This is a genomic window from Microbacterium jepli (assembly GCF_047237905.1).
Classification (GTDB): Bacteria; Actinomycetota; Actinomycetes; order Actinomycetales; family Microbacteriaceae; genus Microbacterium.
Genome location: NZ_JBDFLW010000003.1, coordinates 390838 through 407115, shown reverse-complemented (window position 1 = coordinate 407115; position 16278 = coordinate 390838). Strand labels below are relative to the sequence as shown.

11 protein-coding genes are annotated in these 16278 nt (G+C 72.8%); 6 read left to right on the top strand and 5 right to left on the bottom strand.

Features of this window, described 5'->3' with window-relative positions; genetic code table 11:
- Positions 1 to 68 precede the first annotated feature (68 nt).
- Entirely contained in the window at positions 69 to 1511 is a 1443-nt protein-coding gene (locus ABC304_RS02560) for a DUF6421 family protein (RefSeq protein ID WP_412928747.1), read from the top strand.
- Positions 1504 to 2238, top strand: coding sequence for an SDR family NAD(P)-dependent oxidoreductase (locus ABC304_RS02555; RefSeq protein WP_412928746.1), 735 nt, complete (start codon positions 1504 to 1506; stop codon positions 2236 to 2238). Before ABC304_RS02560 ends, ABC304_RS02555 begins: the two co-directional genes overlap by 8 nt.
- On the opposite strand, the gene ABC304_RS02550 is transcribed toward ABC304_RS02555, so the two are convergent.
- Positions 2137 to 3600 (bottom strand): MFS transporter, encoded by a 1464-nt coding sequence (locus ABC304_RS02550; RefSeq protein WP_412928745.1) that lies wholly within the window; start codon positions 3598 to 3600, stop codon positions 2137 to 2139. The genes ABC304_RS02555 and ABC304_RS02550 overlap by 102 nt on opposite strands.
- A 230-nt stretch (positions 3601 to 3830) precedes the next feature.
- Between ABC304_RS02550 and ABC304_RS02545 the strand changes: the two genes are divergently transcribed.
- The gene (locus ABC304_RS02545) at positions 3831 to 4928 is read left to right on the top strand and encodes a threonine aldolase family protein (RefSeq protein WP_412928744.1); all 1098 of its coding nucleotides are present in this window, start codon (positions 3831 to 3833) and stop codon (positions 4926 to 4928) included.
- A gap of 50 nt (positions 4929 to 4978) precedes the next feature.
- On the opposite strand, the gene ABC304_RS02540 is transcribed toward ABC304_RS02545, so the two are convergent.
- The 4 genes from ABC304_RS02540 to ABC304_RS02525 form a co-directional block, all read right to left on the bottom strand.
- The gene (locus tag ABC304_RS02540; protein WP_412928743.1) at positions 4979 to 5836 is read right to left on the bottom strand and encodes an ABC transporter permease; all 858 of its coding nucleotides are present in this window, start codon (positions 5834 to 5836) and stop codon (positions 4979 to 4981) included.
- Positions 5823 to 6803: an ABC transporter ATP-binding protein gene (locus ABC304_RS02535; protein WP_412928742.1), complete on the bottom strand. Its 981-nt coding sequence runs from the start codon at positions 6801 to 6803 to the stop codon at positions 5823 to 5825. Before ABC304_RS02535 ends, ABC304_RS02540 begins: the two co-directional genes overlap by 14 nt.
- Positions 6804 to 6807: 4 nt before the next feature.
- Positions 6808 to 7920, bottom strand: coding sequence for a LolA family protein (locus tag ABC304_RS02530; protein WP_412928741.1), 1113 nt, complete (start codon positions 7918 to 7920; stop codon positions 6808 to 6810).
- A 73-nt stretch (positions 7921 to 7993) separates the two neighbouring features.
- Positions 7994 to 8656 (bottom strand): NUDIX hydrolase family protein, encoded by a 663-nt coding sequence (locus ABC304_RS02525; RefSeq protein ID WP_315269678.1) that lies wholly within the window; start codon positions 8654 to 8656, stop codon positions 7994 to 7996.
- Between the two features lie 59 nt (positions 8657 to 8715).
- Between ABC304_RS02525 and ABC304_RS02520 the strand changes: the two genes are divergently transcribed.
- The 3 genes from ABC304_RS02520 (at position 8716) to ABC304_RS02510 (ending at position 16268) form a co-directional block, all read left to right on the top strand.
- Positions 8716 to 9399 carry an alpha/beta hydrolase gene (locus ABC304_RS02520; protein WP_412928740.1) on the top strand — a complete coding sequence of 228 codons (684 nt, stop codon included), beginning with the start codon at positions 8716 to 8718 and terminating at the stop codon, positions 9397 to 9399.
- Positions 9400 to 9662: 263 nt separating this feature from the next.
- The gene (locus tag ABC304_RS02515; RefSeq protein ID WP_412928739.1) at positions 9663 to 11258 is read left to right on the top strand and encodes an ABC-F family ATP-binding cassette domain-containing protein; all 1596 of its coding nucleotides are present in this window, start codon (positions 9663 to 9665) and stop codon (positions 11256 to 11258) included.
- 114 nt (positions 11259 to 11372) lie between these two features.
- Positions 11373 to 16268, top strand: coding sequence for an Lhr family ATP-dependent helicase (locus ABC304_RS02510; RefSeq protein WP_412928738.1), 4896 nt, complete (start codon positions 11373 to 11375; stop codon positions 16266 to 16268).
- The last annotated feature ends 10 nt before the right edge of the window (positions 16269 to 16278 follow it).

Genomic DNA, 16278 nt, shown 5'->3' with positions numbered 1-16278 from the left:
GGATCCTGCGCACCCGCGCTTCCGCCTCGCCGCGCCCGCGGCCGACCCTTCCTGATCGGAGGTTCCCCATGTCCTTCAGCCAGACGCAGCCCCTCGGTGCCGCTCACTCGATCGTCGGAGAGCCCGAGGTCGTCGAGGACGCCGCGCTCGCGGAGACCTCCGCGGCGTGGGTTGGGCTCAAGGTGGCGGCCACGGCGCTGCAGGCTCTCCAGACCACGGACGGGTCGGTGCCCGAGGCATCCGATCACGATGCCGCCCGCACGCACGTCGCGACCATCGTCGCCTCCGTGCGCGCGCTGGCTCCCGCCTTCCCGCACGACGCGGCCTACCTCGAGGCGCTGGTGGAGGACTTCCGGTGGTGGGATGCCGCGGGGTTCGGCATCCCCGACTTCTACGAGTCGCTCCTCGCGTTCCAGCCGCAGCGTCAGCGCGTCGACGGCACCCGCCACCTCGTCGTCTTCCCGATGTACACGCAGAACGGATCGTCGAGCCGCCTGGTCGAGGCACTGCTGGTCGAGGTCATCTGGCCGGAGTTCATCGCCCAGCTCGAGGCCGGCGACTACGGCAACAAGCTGTTCGTCTCGCTGCGCCTGATCGACTTCACGCCCGGCTACGACACCAACTCCGCGGTGCTCTTCCCCGAGACAGTCGCGATGCGCGAGATCCCGTCGTTCACCTGGGGCGCCATCTTCCAGGACCGCGAGGCCGCGCGGTACCGTCGCGTCGTGCGCGCAGCGGCCGAGATCACGAAGCTCGACCTGCCGGCCGACGCCGCGCGCATGCTCGACGACCAGGCGCTCACGGAGAAGACGTTCGTGATGTGGGACATCATCCACGACCGCACGCACATGCGCGGAGACCTGCCGTTCGACCCGTTCATGATCAAGCAGCGGATGCCGTACTTCCTGTATTCGCTCGAGGAGCTGCGCTGCGACCTCACCGCCTTCCGCGAGAGCGTCGCCATCCAGCAGCGCCTGCGCGCGCGTCGCGACGGCGGCGAGGAGCTGTCGGCCGTCGAGGCGGAGACGCTCGAGCACGCCGGACTGGTGCAGTACGCGGTGATCTTCGACCGCATCTTCCGCTTCGCCATCACCGGCACGCGCACGCGCAACTACGACGGCGTCGGCGGCCAGCTGCTGTTCGCCTGGCTGCACCAGCGCGGCGTGCTGCACTGGACCGACACCGCCCTCGCCTTCGACTGGGACGCCGTGCCCGCCGCGGTCGTGGCCCTGGGCGATGCGATCGACGAGCTGTACTGGAAGTCGATCGACCGGCCGAAGACCTCGCACTGGCTGGCCGCCTACGACCTCGTGTCGTCGACGTTAACCCCGCACCCGGCCTCGGCGTGGGCGCGCGGCCTGTCGGACGAGGTGCTGTCCGGCCCGCCGAAGGGGTTCACCGACCAGGTGCGCGACGACGAGTTCCCACTGTCGATGTTCTTCGAGGCGCTCGAGAAGAAGATGCGCCCGGTGATCGAGTCCACGGCCGGGATCCGCGCCGGCGATGCCTGAGATCGACGACGCGGTCACCGCGGCGGCTGATGCCGCGACCGGCGTCGCGTCGGGCGGCGTCGCCGGTCGCACGGTGCTCATCGCGGGCGCGACGAGCGCGAGCGGTCTCGCGGCCGCACGCGCGCTGACCGATGCGGGCGCCGACGTCATCGCCGTCGGCCGCGACCGATCGAAGCTGGACGATCTGGCGCGATCAGTGCCCGGCATCCGCGTCGAGGTGGCCGACCTCGGGCTGGAGGAGTCGGTCGTCGACCTCGCCGCCCGGCTGCAGGCGGACGGCGTGCGCGTGGACGGCGTACTCCACCTCGTCGGCGGATGGCGCGGCGGCGGCGGACTCGCCGGTCAGAGCGACGACGACTACCGCGCGCTGGAGCAGTCGCTCACCGCTCTCCGTCACGTCAGCCGCGCCTTCGACGCCGATCTCCGCGCATCCACGGGCGCGCGCGAGGCGATCGTCTCGTCCACCGCGGTCGAGCGGCCACTGGCCGGGGGCGCGAACTACGCGGCGGTGAAGGCCGCCTCGGAGGCCTGGGCGCGCGCGGTCGGGCAGGGCTTCGCGAAGGCGGCTCGAGATGCCGGAGAGCCGCTGGCCGCAGCATCCGTCGTCTTCCGCGTGAAGGCGCTGTCAGGTCTCGAGTCGACGCTCTCCGACGCGTTCGTCGGACTGTGGCGGTCGGATGCTGCCGACGTCAACGGCACCGTCGTCACCCTCGGCGGCGGGGACTGATCCACTTTCGTCCTGGTAGAGCGCGGACAGGTGCCGGTAGGCACGCGTGCGGAACGCCAGCACCGCGAGCAGCACGGTCAGGATGCCGCCGAAGAGGAACACGAGGGCGATGCCGCGCGCCGCGCCGTCTCCGAGCAGCCACCCCCAGGTGCTGCGGCCGTCGGCGGAGTCCATGTAGGGGATGATCCAGAACTGCGCGATCGGCGCGATGAGGAACGCGGTGATCGGGGCCGCGGCCGCCTCGAACGCCTGAGCGAAGCCGAACACCCGCCCCTGCCGCTCGAAGGGCACGACCTTCTGGATCACCGTCTGCTCGGCCGCCTCGACGCCCGGGATCAGGCACATGTACAGCCAGATGCCGACGAGGTACAGCCAGGGCCACTCGCGGATGGTGAAGAGCGCGCCGAGCACCCCCATCACGACGACGAGGAAAAGCATCGTGCGGATCGGGTTGCGCCCGAGACCGAACCTGGCGATGGCGAGTCCGCCGACGATGAAGCCGGTGGCGCTGATGCCGAGCACGACACCCCAGATCTCGACGGGGAAGAGCGTCAGCCCGTAGGGGTCCATCAGCGCCATGTAGAGGCCGCCGATGAGGTTGTTAAAGGTCGAGAAGATGATCAGCGCGAACAGCCCCGTCGCCGCGCGGATCGCGGTGATGCTGCCGCGGAGGTCGATGGCCGGGGCCCGGCCGTCGGCGGCTGCGGGCTTGTCTTCGGGGATGCGCACGAAGACGAGGTGGACGAGCGCGACGAGCGTGAAGGCCACGGCGATCGCCAGCGTCCACCCCATGCCGGCCAAGCCGATCGCGAGGCCGCTGAAGACGCTCGTGACGATGAAGGCCATGCCCTGCACCGTGCCCACGAGGCCGTTGGCGTTCGCGTGCCGCTCGACCGGGACGAGGAGGGTGACCGTCGTGGACAGCGCGATGTTGCGCATGTTCTCGATGACCGCGCCGAACAGGATGATCACCGAGAACAGCCAGAACCACGGCTGACCCAGGTCGGCCATGTCGGCCTCGGGGAAGGACAGCCACAGCGCGCCCGCCGCGAGGAACGACGCGAGCGTGACGACGCTGGAGATGACCATGACGCGGTGCTTGCGGTGGCGATCGACGATGGTGCCGAAGAAGATCGAGAGCACCGCGATGAACAGCATGTAGGCGCCGCCGATGAGCCCGGTGGCGAGCACCGACTGGGTCTCGAGGTAGGCCCAGAACGTGAGCCCGAACCACAGGAAGCTCGTCGTCACGTTGGCGATCATCGTGTTGACGAGGACGTGGAAGAACGTGCGCATGCCGCCCGGCGGCCCGGGCGCAGTGGGTGCCGGTCGGGCCGCTGCGACGTCGTCGGCGCTGCTCATACCGGTAGGCAACCATGAACCCCCGACACGCGAAACCCCCACCGTCGCGGCTGGTGCAGGCTGCCCACCCCGTGCTCAGCGTGCACATCGCAGGCAGAACCGGCCCCCGATCGTCCGTCAGGGCGGATGTCACCGTCGTCGCGACCGAAATGCCTGACTTGTGCACGCGGCGGGCCGGGGCGGGCGGGCGGGCGGGACGGCGGCCGGGGAGGGCGATCTAGGCTGGGTGCGTGACGCACTCGCCCCTCCATGACACCGCCGTCCGCGGCTTCGCCTCCGACAACTACTCCGGCATCCACCCCGAGGTGCTCGAGGCCATCTCGGCAGCCGTCGGCGGCCACCAGATCGCGTACGGCGAGGACGTCTACACCGCCCGCCTGCAGGAGGTCATGGCGCAGCACTTCGGCGACGGCGTCGAGGCCTTCCCCGTCTTCAACGGCACCGGCGCCAACGTCGTGGGCCTGCAGTCGATGCTCCCCCGGTGGGGCGCCGTGGTCGCAGCCTCCACCGCGCACATCAACGTCGACGAGGGCGGCGCGCCCGAGCGGGTCGCCGGCATCAAGCTGCTCACCGTGCCCGCCGAGGACGGCAAGCTCACCCCCGAGCTCATCGACCGCGAGGCCTGGGGCTGGGGGGACGAGCACCGGGCGCAGCCGCTGGTGGCCTCCATCACCCAGTCGACCGAGCTCGGCACCGTCTACACGGTCGAGGAGATCCGCGCGATCGCCGACCACGTGCACAGCCTCGGCATGCGCCTCCACCTCGACGGCGCGCGGATCTCCAACGCCGCGGCCTCGCTGGGCGTGCCGCTGCGCGCCTTCACGCGCGACGCGGGCGTCGACGTGCTGAGCTTCGGCGGCACCAAGAACGGCGCGATGCTGGGCGAGGCCATCGTGGTGCTCGACCCCGAGGCATCCACCGGGCTCACCTTCCTCCGCAAGCTCAACATGCAGCTGTCGAGCAAGATGCGGTTCGTCTCGGCGCAGCTCATCGCGCTGCTCGAGAACGACCTGTGGCTGCGCAACGCCACGCACTCGAACGCCATGGCCAAACGCCTCCGCACCGCTGTCGAGGCGGGCCTGGCCGACGGCTCGATCGCCGGTGTCTCGTTCACGCAGCCGACGCAGTCCAACGGCGTCTTCGCGACCCTGCCCGACGGCGTCGCCGATCGCCTGCGCGAGCGCTTCCGCTTCTACGACTGGGACGCCGCGCGCAACGAGGTGCGCTGGATGTGCTCGTTCGACACCTCCGAGGACGACGTCGACGCGTTCGTCGCCGAGCTGGGGCGCCTCACCACCGGTGCGCGCGGGGGTGCGACCGGAGGCTGAAGCCGGTTCGCCGCGACCGGATCCCTCCGGAGCCGCAGCCGCGGCATCCGTCAGCTCAGGATGTCCTTGCGCGACAGGCGCAGCATCGCGGCCGCTCCGAACACGACGATGTAGGCGCCCTGTAGCAGCGCGTTCGAGACGAACGAGTCCCAGACCACCGGCGCCCGCAGCAGGTCGGCGAAGTCGAGCCAGCGGTCGGTGAAGAGCCAGGGATGCAGCGCGTCGAGCTGCGGGATCGCCCCGACGATCTGCGCCGTCACCGCGAGGATCGCCGTCGCGGCCATGGCGCCGATCGGCACCGAGGTCAGCGTGGAGAAGAACAGCCCGATCGCGGACAGACCCAGGAGCGACACCGCGACGTACGCGGCGATGGCCAGCAGCCGCAGCAGTCCCTCGCCGATCGGGACCTGGGCGCCGGACAGCAGCGTGACGGGTCCGATCGGGAACAGCGCGAGGCCGACGAGCGTGCCGACCAGCACGACCGTGAGGGCCGCGACGATGCAGAACACCGCCGCGGCGAGGTACTTGACGATCAGCAGCCGCACGCGGCCGGCCGGGGCGATCAGCAGATACCGGAGCGTGCCGTGGCTCGCCTCGCCCGCGATCGCGTCGCCGGCTGCGACGCTGACCGTCAGCGGCAGGAACAGCGGGATCGCGACGGTCACCGCGGCGAGTCCGACGAACAGGCCGTTGTTCGTGATCTGGTCGAGGAACGCCGGGCCGCGGCCCGGCGACGAGCCGCCCACGAGCTTCAGCGCGACGCCGATGAGGATCGGGATGAGCGCGAGCGCGGCGAGCATGGCCCACGTCCGCCAGCGCCGGAACTGCGTCGAGAGCTCGTTTCCGAGCAGCCGGAGCGTGCCCGAGCCGCCCGACCCGCCGCCTCGGCCGGCCTCAGGCGACGACATCGAAGCCCTCCCCGGTCAGCTGCACGAACCGCTGCTCCAGGCTCTGCCCCAGCAGTTCGAAGCCGCGCACGCGCACACCGCGCTCGACGAGCGCGGCGACGAGGTGCTCGGCGACCGTGTCGGCCGTGAGCGTGCCGGTGACGACGTCGAGATCGGATGCCGCGTCCCCGGCGTCGGTCGTCACGCCCCGCTCCGAGAGCACGGCCCGCGCCGCATCGACATCGGGGGTGCGCACGCGCACGCGCGGCAGTGCACCGGCGCCGCGGAAATCGTCCAGCGTGCCCTGCGCGACGAGCCGGCCGCCGCTCATCACCCCGACGTGCGTGCACAGCTGCTCGATCTCGGCGAGCAGGTGGCTCGAGACGAACACCGTGGTGCCGTCGGCGGCGAAGGAGCGGATGAGCGCCCGCACCTCGCGCGTGCCCTGCGGGTCGAGACCGTTCGTCGGCTCGTCCAGCACGAGGAGCTCGCGCGGCATGAGCAGGGCATTCGCGAGTCCGAGGCGCTGCTTCATGCCGAGCGAGTAGGCGTGCGCCTTCTTCTTCGCGGCGTGCGTGAGGCCGACCCGCTCGAGCGCCGCGGCGACCCGCGCGTCGCGAGTGCGGGCGGCGGAGTGCCTGTCGGCCGCGTCGAAGCGGCGGAGGTTCTGCTCGCCGGTCAGGAAGGGCGCGAACGCGGGCCCCTCCACGAGCGCGCCCACGCGCGGCAGCACCGCGTCGAGCGACGTCGGCATGTCCTCCCCCAGCACCCGCGCCTGGCCCGACGTCGAGCGGAGCAGGCCGAGCAGCATCCGGATCGTCGTCGTCTTGCCCGATCCGTTGGGTCCGAGGAAGCCGAACACGGAGCCGCGCGGAACGGCCAGGTCGATGCCGTCGACGGCCGTCTGCGCGCCGAAGCGCTTGGTCAGCCCGACGGTCTGCACGGCCAGTCCGTCGTCCGGCGAGCCGGCCGTGTCGGCGGTCGTCACGGACTCAGCTGCCGGTCTGGGCGGCCTCGACGAGACGGTCGGTCGGGACGGCCCCGACGAGCACGCGTCCGTCATCGGTGATCATGACGCTGAGGAGCGACGTCTGCAGGACGCGACCGCCGTCGACCGCCGTCGTGAGGCTGTCGAGCAACGCGCTCTCCGAGGGGTCGAGGTCGGTCAGTGCGCCGGACCCGCGGGAGGGGAGCTCGGCGACCGTCGACCAGCCCTCGCCGTAGACGGTCGGGGCCGCGGCATCCGCCGGCTTCTTCGCGTGGTCGCCCTCGGGCGGTGCGATGTCCTTCTGCGTGACCTGGAAGCCGTCGCCGGGGGTGAAGGCGAACACGGAGGCATCCGGAGCAGAGAAGTCGACCTGCGTGAACCCCACGGCGAAGGCCGGGTCGGAGGCGCCGCGGGCGGTGACGGACGCGCTCAGAGCCGCACCGGTCTCGCCGTCGATGGCGAACCGCAGCTCGCCGACGAGCGTGTCCTGGCTGCGCGGCGTGAGGACGAGCTCGTACACGTCGCGGCCGGCGACCCGCCCGTCGGTGCCGACGGTGACGTCGGTCGTCTCATCGAGTCGCGCCAGAGCCTGGTCGAGCATCGCCTCGGGCGTGGGCAGTGTCGTGTCGGACGGAGCCGACTCGTGTTGCTTCGCGTCGGAGGGGAAGGAGAGCTGCGTCGCCGTCTGGGTCTCGCTGTCGACGAACCAGGCCTGGTCGGAGGCGCCGTCCACGTAGACGTTGCGCTCCCCGAGCTGGTCGAGCACCTGCACGCGGGCGCTGTCGCCGTCGAGATAGACCTTTGCGGTGTGCGAGCCGGTGACCAGCTCGAGCAGGTCGTCGACGTCGGCCGCGGAGCCGTCGTCGCCGGTGGAGCCGGCCAGCGCACCCAGGTCGGGCAGGCCCAGGTCGGAGGACTGCTCGACGGTGCCGCTCAGCGCGGTCACGTCGCTGTCCGCGGCGAAGGCGAGCAGCTCGGCCGGCGTCTTGTCGGGAAGGTCCGTCGCGCCGCTCGCGGCGACCGGGACGAGGATGGCGGCGCCCACGAGCACCGGGACGCCGACGGCGGCGGTCCAGGTCAAGGCGCGGCGGCGGGCGGCTCGGCGGGCAGGACTCATGCGTTCAGGCTACGCCGGTGCCGGCCCGGTGTCCGCGATCACACCCAACACACAGCCGGGCGGGGAACGCGTGTCAGCGCAGGGCGCCGACGCTGGCCAGCGCCAGCCGCACGAGCGTGCCCCTGCCGCCCTCCATCTCGGCGGAGAGGGTGTCGGATGCCGCCTCCTGCGGTGACATCCAGGTGACCTCCAGCGCGTCCTGGCGCGGTTCGCACGTGCCGGTGACCGGCACGACGAACGCGAGCGACACCGCGTGCTGACGGTCGTCGTGGAAGGCGCTCATGCCGGGGAGCGGGAAGTACTCGGCGACGGTGAACGGGTTCGGCTGCGGCGGCAGCAGCGGGAAGGCCATGGGCCCGAGGTCGTTCTCGAGGTGGCGGAAGAGAGCATCGCGGATCGACTCGCCGTAGCGCACGCGTCCGCTGACGATGGTGCGCGTGATCTCGCCCATCGGGGTCGCGCGGAGCAGGATGCCCACGTCGGTGACGGCGCCCATGCCGTCGGTGCGCACGGGGATCGCCTCGACGTAGAGCATCGGGAGGCGCCGGCGCGCCTCGGCGAGCTCCACCTCGCTGAGCCACCCGGGGTTGGCCGCGCTCCCGCGATCGGGCGAGCCGAACCCGCCGTCGTTGAGATCACGGGGGCCCTGACCAGCCCTCATACCCGAGAGCGGATCACGGCGGGCGCCCTCGTCGTCGCGGTCGTTCGGGTCGGGATCGGGTGTGCGCACCGGCATGCCTCTTGTATACCTCACGGCCCCGATCGGACGTCGGCGGCGGCTGGGAGGATGGGTGCATGGCCGCCGACTCCGACACCGCTCCCCTGGATCCGTCCGCCGTCCTCTGGTCCGCCGGACCCGGCGAGCGCGCCGGGCGTCCGCTGCTCGTGCTGCTGCACGGCTACGGCGCCGACGAGCGCGACCTGTTCGCCCTCGCGCGGCTGCTTCCGGAGGAGTTCGTCCTCGCCGCGCCGCGGGCGCCGCTCGCGCCGCCGTGGCCGTCGCCGGGGCACTCCTGGTATCCGATCGAGGGCCTCGACGGACGCGACCCCGGGAGGGTCACCGCCGCCGCACGCGGGGTTCTGCAGTGGCTGGATGCCGCGGCATCCGGTTCTCGCGTCGGACTCCTCGGGTTCTCGCAGGGCGCCGCCGTCGCGCTGCAGGCGCTCCGCCTCGAGCCCGAGCGCATCGACTTCGTCGTCAACTTCAGCGGCTATGTCGCGCCCGGCGACCTCGCCGGCGACGGCGCTCTCGCCGAGCGGCGTCCGCCGGTCTTCTGGGGCCGCGGCACCGCCGACGACGTGATCCCGCTCGCGCTGGTGGACCACACGGCCCAGTGGCTGCCGAGCCGGGTCGACCTCAGCGGCCGGGTCTATCCCGGCCTCACCCACAGCGTCTCCGACCAGGAGATCGACGACGTCAACGTCTTCCTGCGCAAGCGCCTCGACGAGGCCCGGGAGGGCGGCGGCACGGTCGCCTGAAGCGGATGCCGCGGCATCCCGCCCTGGAATGCGGCGCCCACCTCGGGTATCGTGGCCTCGCTCCTGTCCCGAGTGTGAGGAATGACAGTGACTCTGATCGTCGCGAACGCGCAGTGACCACGCGTTGATCGTCGATCCCGACGCGTCTGCGCCCCTTCCCGCGCTGACCGTCGATCCCGCCGCCTCCGGCTGCCACGGCTCTTCGTCGTGCCGGTGAGCCGCGACCCCGATGTCGTCAGTGCCCGCGAACCCTCGGAGCACTCATGTCGCATTCCTCACCTCGCCCGTCCATCGTCTTCGACCGGCTCTCGTACCGCTGGCCTGACGGCTCCGCCGCGCTGACCTCCGTGTCGGGGGCGCTCGGCGCCGGCCGCACGGGGCTCATCGGCCGCAACGGCTCGGGCAAGACCACGCTTCTGCGCCTCATCGCCGGCGAGCTGCAGCCCACGTCGGGCACGGTCGCCGCGTCCGGCGAGGTCGCCGTGCTGCCGCAACACCTGACGCTCGACGTCGGTCGCCCGGTCGCCGCGCTGCTCGGCATCGAGGAGGTGCTCCGCGCCGTGCGCGCCGTGGAGTCCGGCGACGTCGACCCCGGACACTTCGACGTCATCGGCACGCAGTGGGACGTGGAGGCGCGCGCCGCGGCCGCCCTCGTCGACGCCGGACTCCCGCCCGACGCGCTGGACCGCCCCATCGGCTCGCTCTCGGGCGGCGAGGCGGTGCTCGTGGCGCTGGCCGGCATCCGGCTGCGCGCGGCCCCGATCACCCTGCTGGACGAGCCGACCAACAACCTCGACGGCGACGCCCGCGCACGCCTCGCCGGGATGGTCTCAGGATGGCGCGGCGCGCTCGTGGTCGTCAGCCACGACGTCGCGCTCCTGGACGTCATGGACGCCACCGCCGAGCTGCACGAGAACGCCGTGAGCGTGTTCGGCGGTCCGTACAGCCAGTGGCGGGCGTGGATGGACGGCGAGCAGGCGGCGGCCCGGCAGGCAGAGAAGGCGGCCCGGCAGACGCTGAAGCGTGAGAAGCGCGAGCGCGTCGAGGCCGAGACGACGCTGGCCCGCCGCCGACAGATGGGCGCCACGGCCTACGCGGAGAAGCGGGAGCCGCGCATCGTGATGAACGCGCGCCGCGGGGCGGCCCAGGTGTCGGCGGGACGGCTGCGCGGAGAGAAGGCCGACCGCGAGGCGGCGGCGCAGCGCGCTCTCGACGTCGCCGAGCGGCGCGTGCGCGACGACGCGCGCATCCGCATCGACCTTCCCGACCCGGACGTCGCGGCCGGCCGCCGCATCGCCACGATCGGCGACGGCACGCGGGAGTGGGTCGTGCAGGGGCCCGAGAGAGTGGCGGTGACCGGGCCGAACGGCGCGGGCAAGACGACGCTGCTCGAGCATCTGGTGGCGGGGCGGAACGCGTGCGGCACGGTGCTGCACACCGACCGGGTCGGCTACCTCCCGCAGCGCAGGGACGGGCTCGACGACGGCGCGTCCGTCCTCGAGAACGTCCGCGCCGCGGCGCCGGAGGTGCCCGCCGGCGACGTGCGCAACCGTCTCGCGCGATTCCTCCTGCGCGGCGACGTCGTCGACCGGACGGTGTCGACCCTCTCCGGCGGCGAGAGGTTCCGCGTCGCCCTGGCCCGGCTGCTGCTGGCCGATCCGCCGCCGCAGCTGCTCGTGCTCGACGAGCCGACGAACAGCCTCGACCTCGACACGGTCGACCGGCTGGTCGAGGCGCTCGAGGCGTACCGGGGCGCCGTGATCGTCGTCAGCCACGACGACGTGTTCCTGAACCGACTCGGCCTGGATCTCCGGCTGCGCCTGGAGCGGGACGGCGCGCTGACGGAGCGGGCCGTGTGACCTCACGGGGGCGTCGTCCCAGCGCCCGACGCGGCCCGAACGCGCCGACGTCCTCTCACCGCCCCGATGTCCTCTCACCGCCCCGATGTCGGAGGGGGCGACCAAGATAGAGAGATGGCCGATGTGCTCGAGCGTTTCGGAGCGGCGACGGCGGACTGGTTCCGCGGCGCGTTCCGCGCGCCCACGACCGCGCAGGAGGGCGCCTGGACGGCCATCTCATCGGGCAAGCACGCACTCGTGGTCGCTCCGACCGGCTCGGGAAAGACGCTGTCGGCGTTCCTCTGGGCGATCGACCGGGTCTTCCGCGAGAAGGAGCCGACGACGGATGCCGCGGCTCCCGCTCCGGTGCGTCGCAAGCGCGGCGCGCCGAAGCCTCCCCCGCCCCCGCCGGCCACGCGCATCCTCTACATCTCGCCGCTCAAGGCCCTCGGCGTCGACGTCGAGCGCAACCTCCGCTCACCGCTGGTCGGCATCGGGCAGTCCGCCCGCCGCCTCGGCATCCCCGTCCCGCAGGTGACGGTGGGCGTGCGCTCGGGCGACACCACGTCGTCCGACCGCCGCAAGCTCGTGGCCGATCCGCCCGACATCCTCATCACGACCCCCGAGTCGCTTTACCTCATGCTCACCAGCGCGGCGGGCGAGACGCTCGCCGGCGTGCACACGGTGATCATCGACGAGGTGCACGCCGTCGCGGCCACCAAGCGCGGCGCGCACCTCGCGGTGAGCCTCGAGCGCCTCGACGACCTGCGCGCCCAGCTCGGTCCGAGCACGGCGCCCGCCCAGCGCATCGGCCTGTCCGCCACGGTGCGGCCGATCGATGAGGTGGCGCGGTTCCTCGGAGGATCCGCTCCCGTCGAGATCGTCGCACCGAAGGCGACGAAGGCGTTCGACCTCCAGGTCGTCGTGCCCGTCGACGACATGCTGAACCCTCCCCCTGCACCCGGACAGGCGGCTCCTGCGGCGGCCGAGCCGGCGGCGGACGACGGCGACGGCGACTGGTTCGGCGGCGACTCCCGCATCCGCTCCGAGAACACCGAGGTCACGGGGTCCGTCTGGCCGCACGTCGAGGAGGCGATCGTCGACCGCATCCTCGCGCACCGGTCGACGATCGTCTTCTCGAACTCCCGCCGGCTGGCCGAGCGCCTCACCGGTCGCCTGAATGAGATCTACGCCGACCGCCTCGGCCTCGAGGTGCCCGACGCGACGGTTCCCGCTGCGATGATGGCGCAGGCCGGCTCCACCGCCGGAGCGGAGCCCGTGCTCGCCAAGGCCCACCACGGCTCGGTGTCGAAGGAGCAGCGTGCCCTCGTGGAGGAGGAGCTGAAGGCCGGCCTGCTGCGCTGCGTGGTCGCGACCTCCAGCCTCGAGCTCGGCATCGACATGGGCGCCGTCGACCTCGTGATCCAGGTCGAGTCACCCCCGAGCGCGGCCTCCGGCCTGCAGCGGGTCGGTCGCGCCGGTCACCAGGTCGGCGAGGTCAGCCGGGCGGCGCTCTTCCCGAAGCACCGCGGCGACGTGCTGCACACCGCGATCGTCACCGAGCGCATGCTGGCCGGGCAGATCGAGGCCATCTCGGTGCCGCAGAATCCGCTCGACATCCTCGCCCAGCAGACCGTCGCGGCATCCGCCCTGGGCTCGATCGACGTCGAGGGCTGGTACGAGACCGTCAAGCGCTCCGCGCCGTTCCGGAGCCTTCCCCGCTCGGCCTACGAGGCGACGCTCGACCTGCTGGCGGGCCGCTACCCGTCCGACGAGTTCGCCGAGCTGCGCCCGCGTCTGGTCTGGGACCGCGACCAGGGCACGCTCACGGGCCGCCCCGGCGCGCAGCGCATCGCCGTCACCAGCGGCGGCACCATCCCCGACCGCGGGCTGTTCGGCGTCTTCATCGCCGGGGAGTCACAGAACGCGCGCGTCGGCGAGCTCGACGAGGAGATGGTCTACGAGTCGCGCGTGAACGACGTCTTCACGCTGGGCACCACGAGCTGGCGCATCGTCGAGATCACGCACGACCGTGTCAACGTGCTCCCCGCCTACGGTCAGCCCGGCAAGCTGCCGTTCTGGCACGGCGACGGTCTGGGCCGACCCGCCGAGCTCGGGGAGGCGCTCGGCAAGTTCTCCCGCGACCTCCTGTCGGCCCCGCGCGATAAGGCCGTCGCGCGGCTGCACGAGTCGGGGCTCGACGAGAACGCCGTGGGCAATCTCATGGCCTACCTCGATGAGCAGAAGGAGGCGACCGGCACCCTCCCCACCGACAAGAACCTCACCGTCGAGGTGGGTCGCGACGAGGTCGGCGACTGGCGCATCATCCTGCATTCCCCCTTCGGCATGCAGGTGCATTCGCCGTGGGCGCTGGCGGTGAACGCGCGGATCCGCGAGCGCCTCGGAGTCGAGGGCTCGGCGGTCGCCAGCGACGACGGCATCATCGCGAGGGTGCCGGATGCCACGGCCGAGCCGCCGGGCGCAGAGCTGTTCGTCTTCGATCCCGACGAGCTCGAGCAGATCGTCACCGACGAGGTCGGCGGCTCCGCCCTGTTCGCGTCGCGCTTCCGCGAGTGCGCCGCCCGCGCGCTGCTCATGCCGCGCATGAACCCGAACCGCCGCAGCCCGCTGTGGCAGCAGCGCCAGCGGTCGGCGGCGCTGCTGGAGGTGGCCAAGCGCCATCCCACGTTCCCGATCATCCTCGAGACGCTCCGCGAGGTGCTGCAGGACGTCTACGACCTGCCCGCCCTCCTGCGCATCGCCCGCGGCATCGGCGAACGTCGCATCCGGCTCATCGAGACCACGACCACCCAGCCGTCGCCCTTCGCGCGCGACCTGCTCTTCGGCTACGTCGGCGCCTTCATGTACGAGGGCGATTCGCCGCTCGCCGAGCGCAGGGCCGCGGCGCTCTCGGTCGACCCGGCGCTGCTGAGCGAGCTGCTCGGCAAGGTCGAGATGCGCGAGCTGCTCGACCCCGACATCATCGCGCAGTACGAGCGCGAGGTGCAGCGCCTCGAACCCGACCGCCGCGCCCGCGGCCTCGAGGGCGTCGCCGACCTCCTCCGCGTGCTCGGGCCGCTCGACGCGGCCGAGGTGGCGCAGCGCCTGGAGCCCGACGGCGCGGCGGCGAGCGATCCGGCCGCCCCGCGGCCCACGGCCGACGCCGACGCCGACGCCGACGCCGACGGGACCGTCTCGACCGACGACGCGCGCGCCCTCGACCCCGCGGACGACGGCTCGACCGAGGAGCCCGCCCGGCGACCCGACCCCGGAACGGCGGAAGTCGCGACCGCGGCCGCCCACCTCGACGCCCTCGTCGAGGCGCGGCGCGCCATCCGCGTCACCATCGCCGGCGTCGACCGTGTCGCCGCCATCGAAGACGCCGGCCGCCTCCGCGACGCGCTCGGCGTCGCGCTGCCCGTCGGCATCCCGAACGCGTTCCTCGAGCCGCTCCCCGACCCGCTGTCGGATCTCGTCGCCCGGCACGCGCGCACGCACGGGCCGTTCACCGCCGACGCCGTGGCGTCGCGCTTCGGCATGGGCATCGCGGTCGCCCGCCAGGCCCTGCAGCGCCTCGAAGGCAAGGGCCGCGTCACCAGCGGCTACTTCCTGCCCGAGCCGCACACCGGGTCGGCGACGCGCACCGCCGACGATCAGGAGTGGTGCGACGCCGAGGTGCTGCGGCGCCTGCGCATGCGCTCGCTCGCCGCGATCCGCGGCAGTGTCGAGCCCGTGCCGCCGGAGGCCTTCGCGCGCTTCCTCCCCGTCTGGCAGCACGTCACCCGTCGCCTCGAAGGCGTCGACGGGGTGGCCGCGGTCATCGAGCAGCTCGCGGGCGTGCCCATCCCGGCGAGCGCCTGGGAGTCGCTGATCCTCCCGTCCCGCGTCGCCGACTACTCGCCGACGATGCTCGACGAGCTCACCGCCACCGGCGAGGTCGTCTGGTCGGGCCACGGCTCCCTGCCCGGCCGCGACGGGTGGATCGCCCTGCATCCGGCGGACGCGGCATCCCTCACCCTCGTCGTGCCCGATGACGAGATCGACGCCGACTCCCTCGAGGAGCGCGTGCTGCAGGCGCTGGCCGGCGGCGGCGCGTACTTCGCCGCGCAGCTGCGCCAGCTGACCGACGCCGCGAACGAGCAGTCGGTCGTGGAGGCGCTGTGGAACCTCACGTGGGCGGGCCGCGTGACCAACGACACCTTCGCGCCGATCCGGACGCTGCTGGGCGGCGGGGCCCAGACGCACCGCGTGGCCCGGAAGGCTCCTCGTGCACGGCTGTACCGCGGCACCACGGTCTCCCGTCCCAGCGGCACGACCCCGCCTCGCCCGCCGGCCGTCGGCGGACGGTGGTCGGTGCTGCCCGAGGTGGAGTCCGATCCGACCGTGCGCGCCACCGCGTCGGCGAGCCTGCTGCTCGACCGCTACGGCGTCGTCACGCGCGGCTCGGTGCAGTCGGAGGGGCTGCCCGGGGGCTTCGCCCAGGCTTATCGCGTGCTCGCCGGCTTCGAGCAGGCCGGTCACTGCCGCCGGGGCTACGTCATCGAGAAGCTCGGCGCGGCGCAGTTCGCCGCGTCCACCACGGTCGACCGGCTCCGGGAGTTCGCCGCCCTCCCCGACCCGGCGCCGCTGCGCGCCGTGACGATGGCCGCCACCGACCCTGCCAACCCCTACGGGGCGGCGCTTTCCTGGCCCGCGCTGGAAGGCGTGACCCACCGCCCCGGACGCAAGGCCGGCGGGCTGGTCGTGCTCGTCGACGGCGAGCTGACGCTCTACCTCGAGCGCGGCGGCAAGTCCGCTCTCGTCTTCACCGACGACGAGCAGCGCCTCGCCGCCGCCGCCCGCGACCTCGCCGGCACGGCCCGCGCGCGCCGACTCGACACGCTGACCATCGAGCAGGTGAACGGCGCATTCGTCTACGGCACCCCGTCGGGCCGGGCGCTGCGCGACGCGGGCTTCGTCGAGTCGCCCCGCGGGCTCACTCTCCGCCGCCAGACGGCCGCGGCGGCTGCTGCCGCCCCCGCGCGGGCCTGAGCGGGAGGAG

Coding starts and splice junctions, on each gene's coding strand:
- ABC304_RS02560 (WP_412928747.1), top strand. CDS start 69: ATGTCCTTCAGCCAGACGCAGCCCCTCGGTGCCGCTCACTCGATCGTC.
- ABC304_RS02555 (WP_412928746.1), top strand. CDS start 1,504: ATGCCTGAGATCGACGACGCGGTCACCGCGGCGGCTGATGCCGCGACC.
- ABC304_RS02550 (WP_412928745.1), bottom strand. CDS start 3,600: ATGAGCAGCGCCGACGACGTCGCAGCGGCCCGACCGGCACCCACTGCG.
- ABC304_RS02540 (WP_412928743.1), bottom strand. CDS start 5,836: ATGTCGTCGCCTGAGGCCGGCCGAGGCGGCGGGTCGGGCGGCTCGGGC.
- ABC304_RS02530 (WP_412928741.1), bottom strand. CDS start 7,920: ATGAGTCCTGCCCGCCGAGCCGCCCGCCGCCGCGCCTTGACCTGGACC.
- ABC304_RS02525 (WP_315269678.1), bottom strand. CDS start 8,656: ATGCCGGTGCGCACACCCGATCCCGACCCGAACGACCGCGACGACGAG.
- ABC304_RS02520 (WP_412928740.1), top strand. CDS start 8,716: ATGGCCGCCGACTCCGACACCGCTCCCCTGGATCCGTCCGCCGTCCTC.
- ABC304_RS02515 (WP_412928739.1), top strand. CDS start 9,663: ATGTCGCATTCCTCACCTCGCCCGTCCATCGTCTTCGACCGGCTCTCG.
- ABC304_RS02510 (WP_412928738.1), top strand. CDS start 11,373: ATGGCCGATGTGCTCGAGCGTTTCGGAGCGGCGACGGCGGACTGGTTC.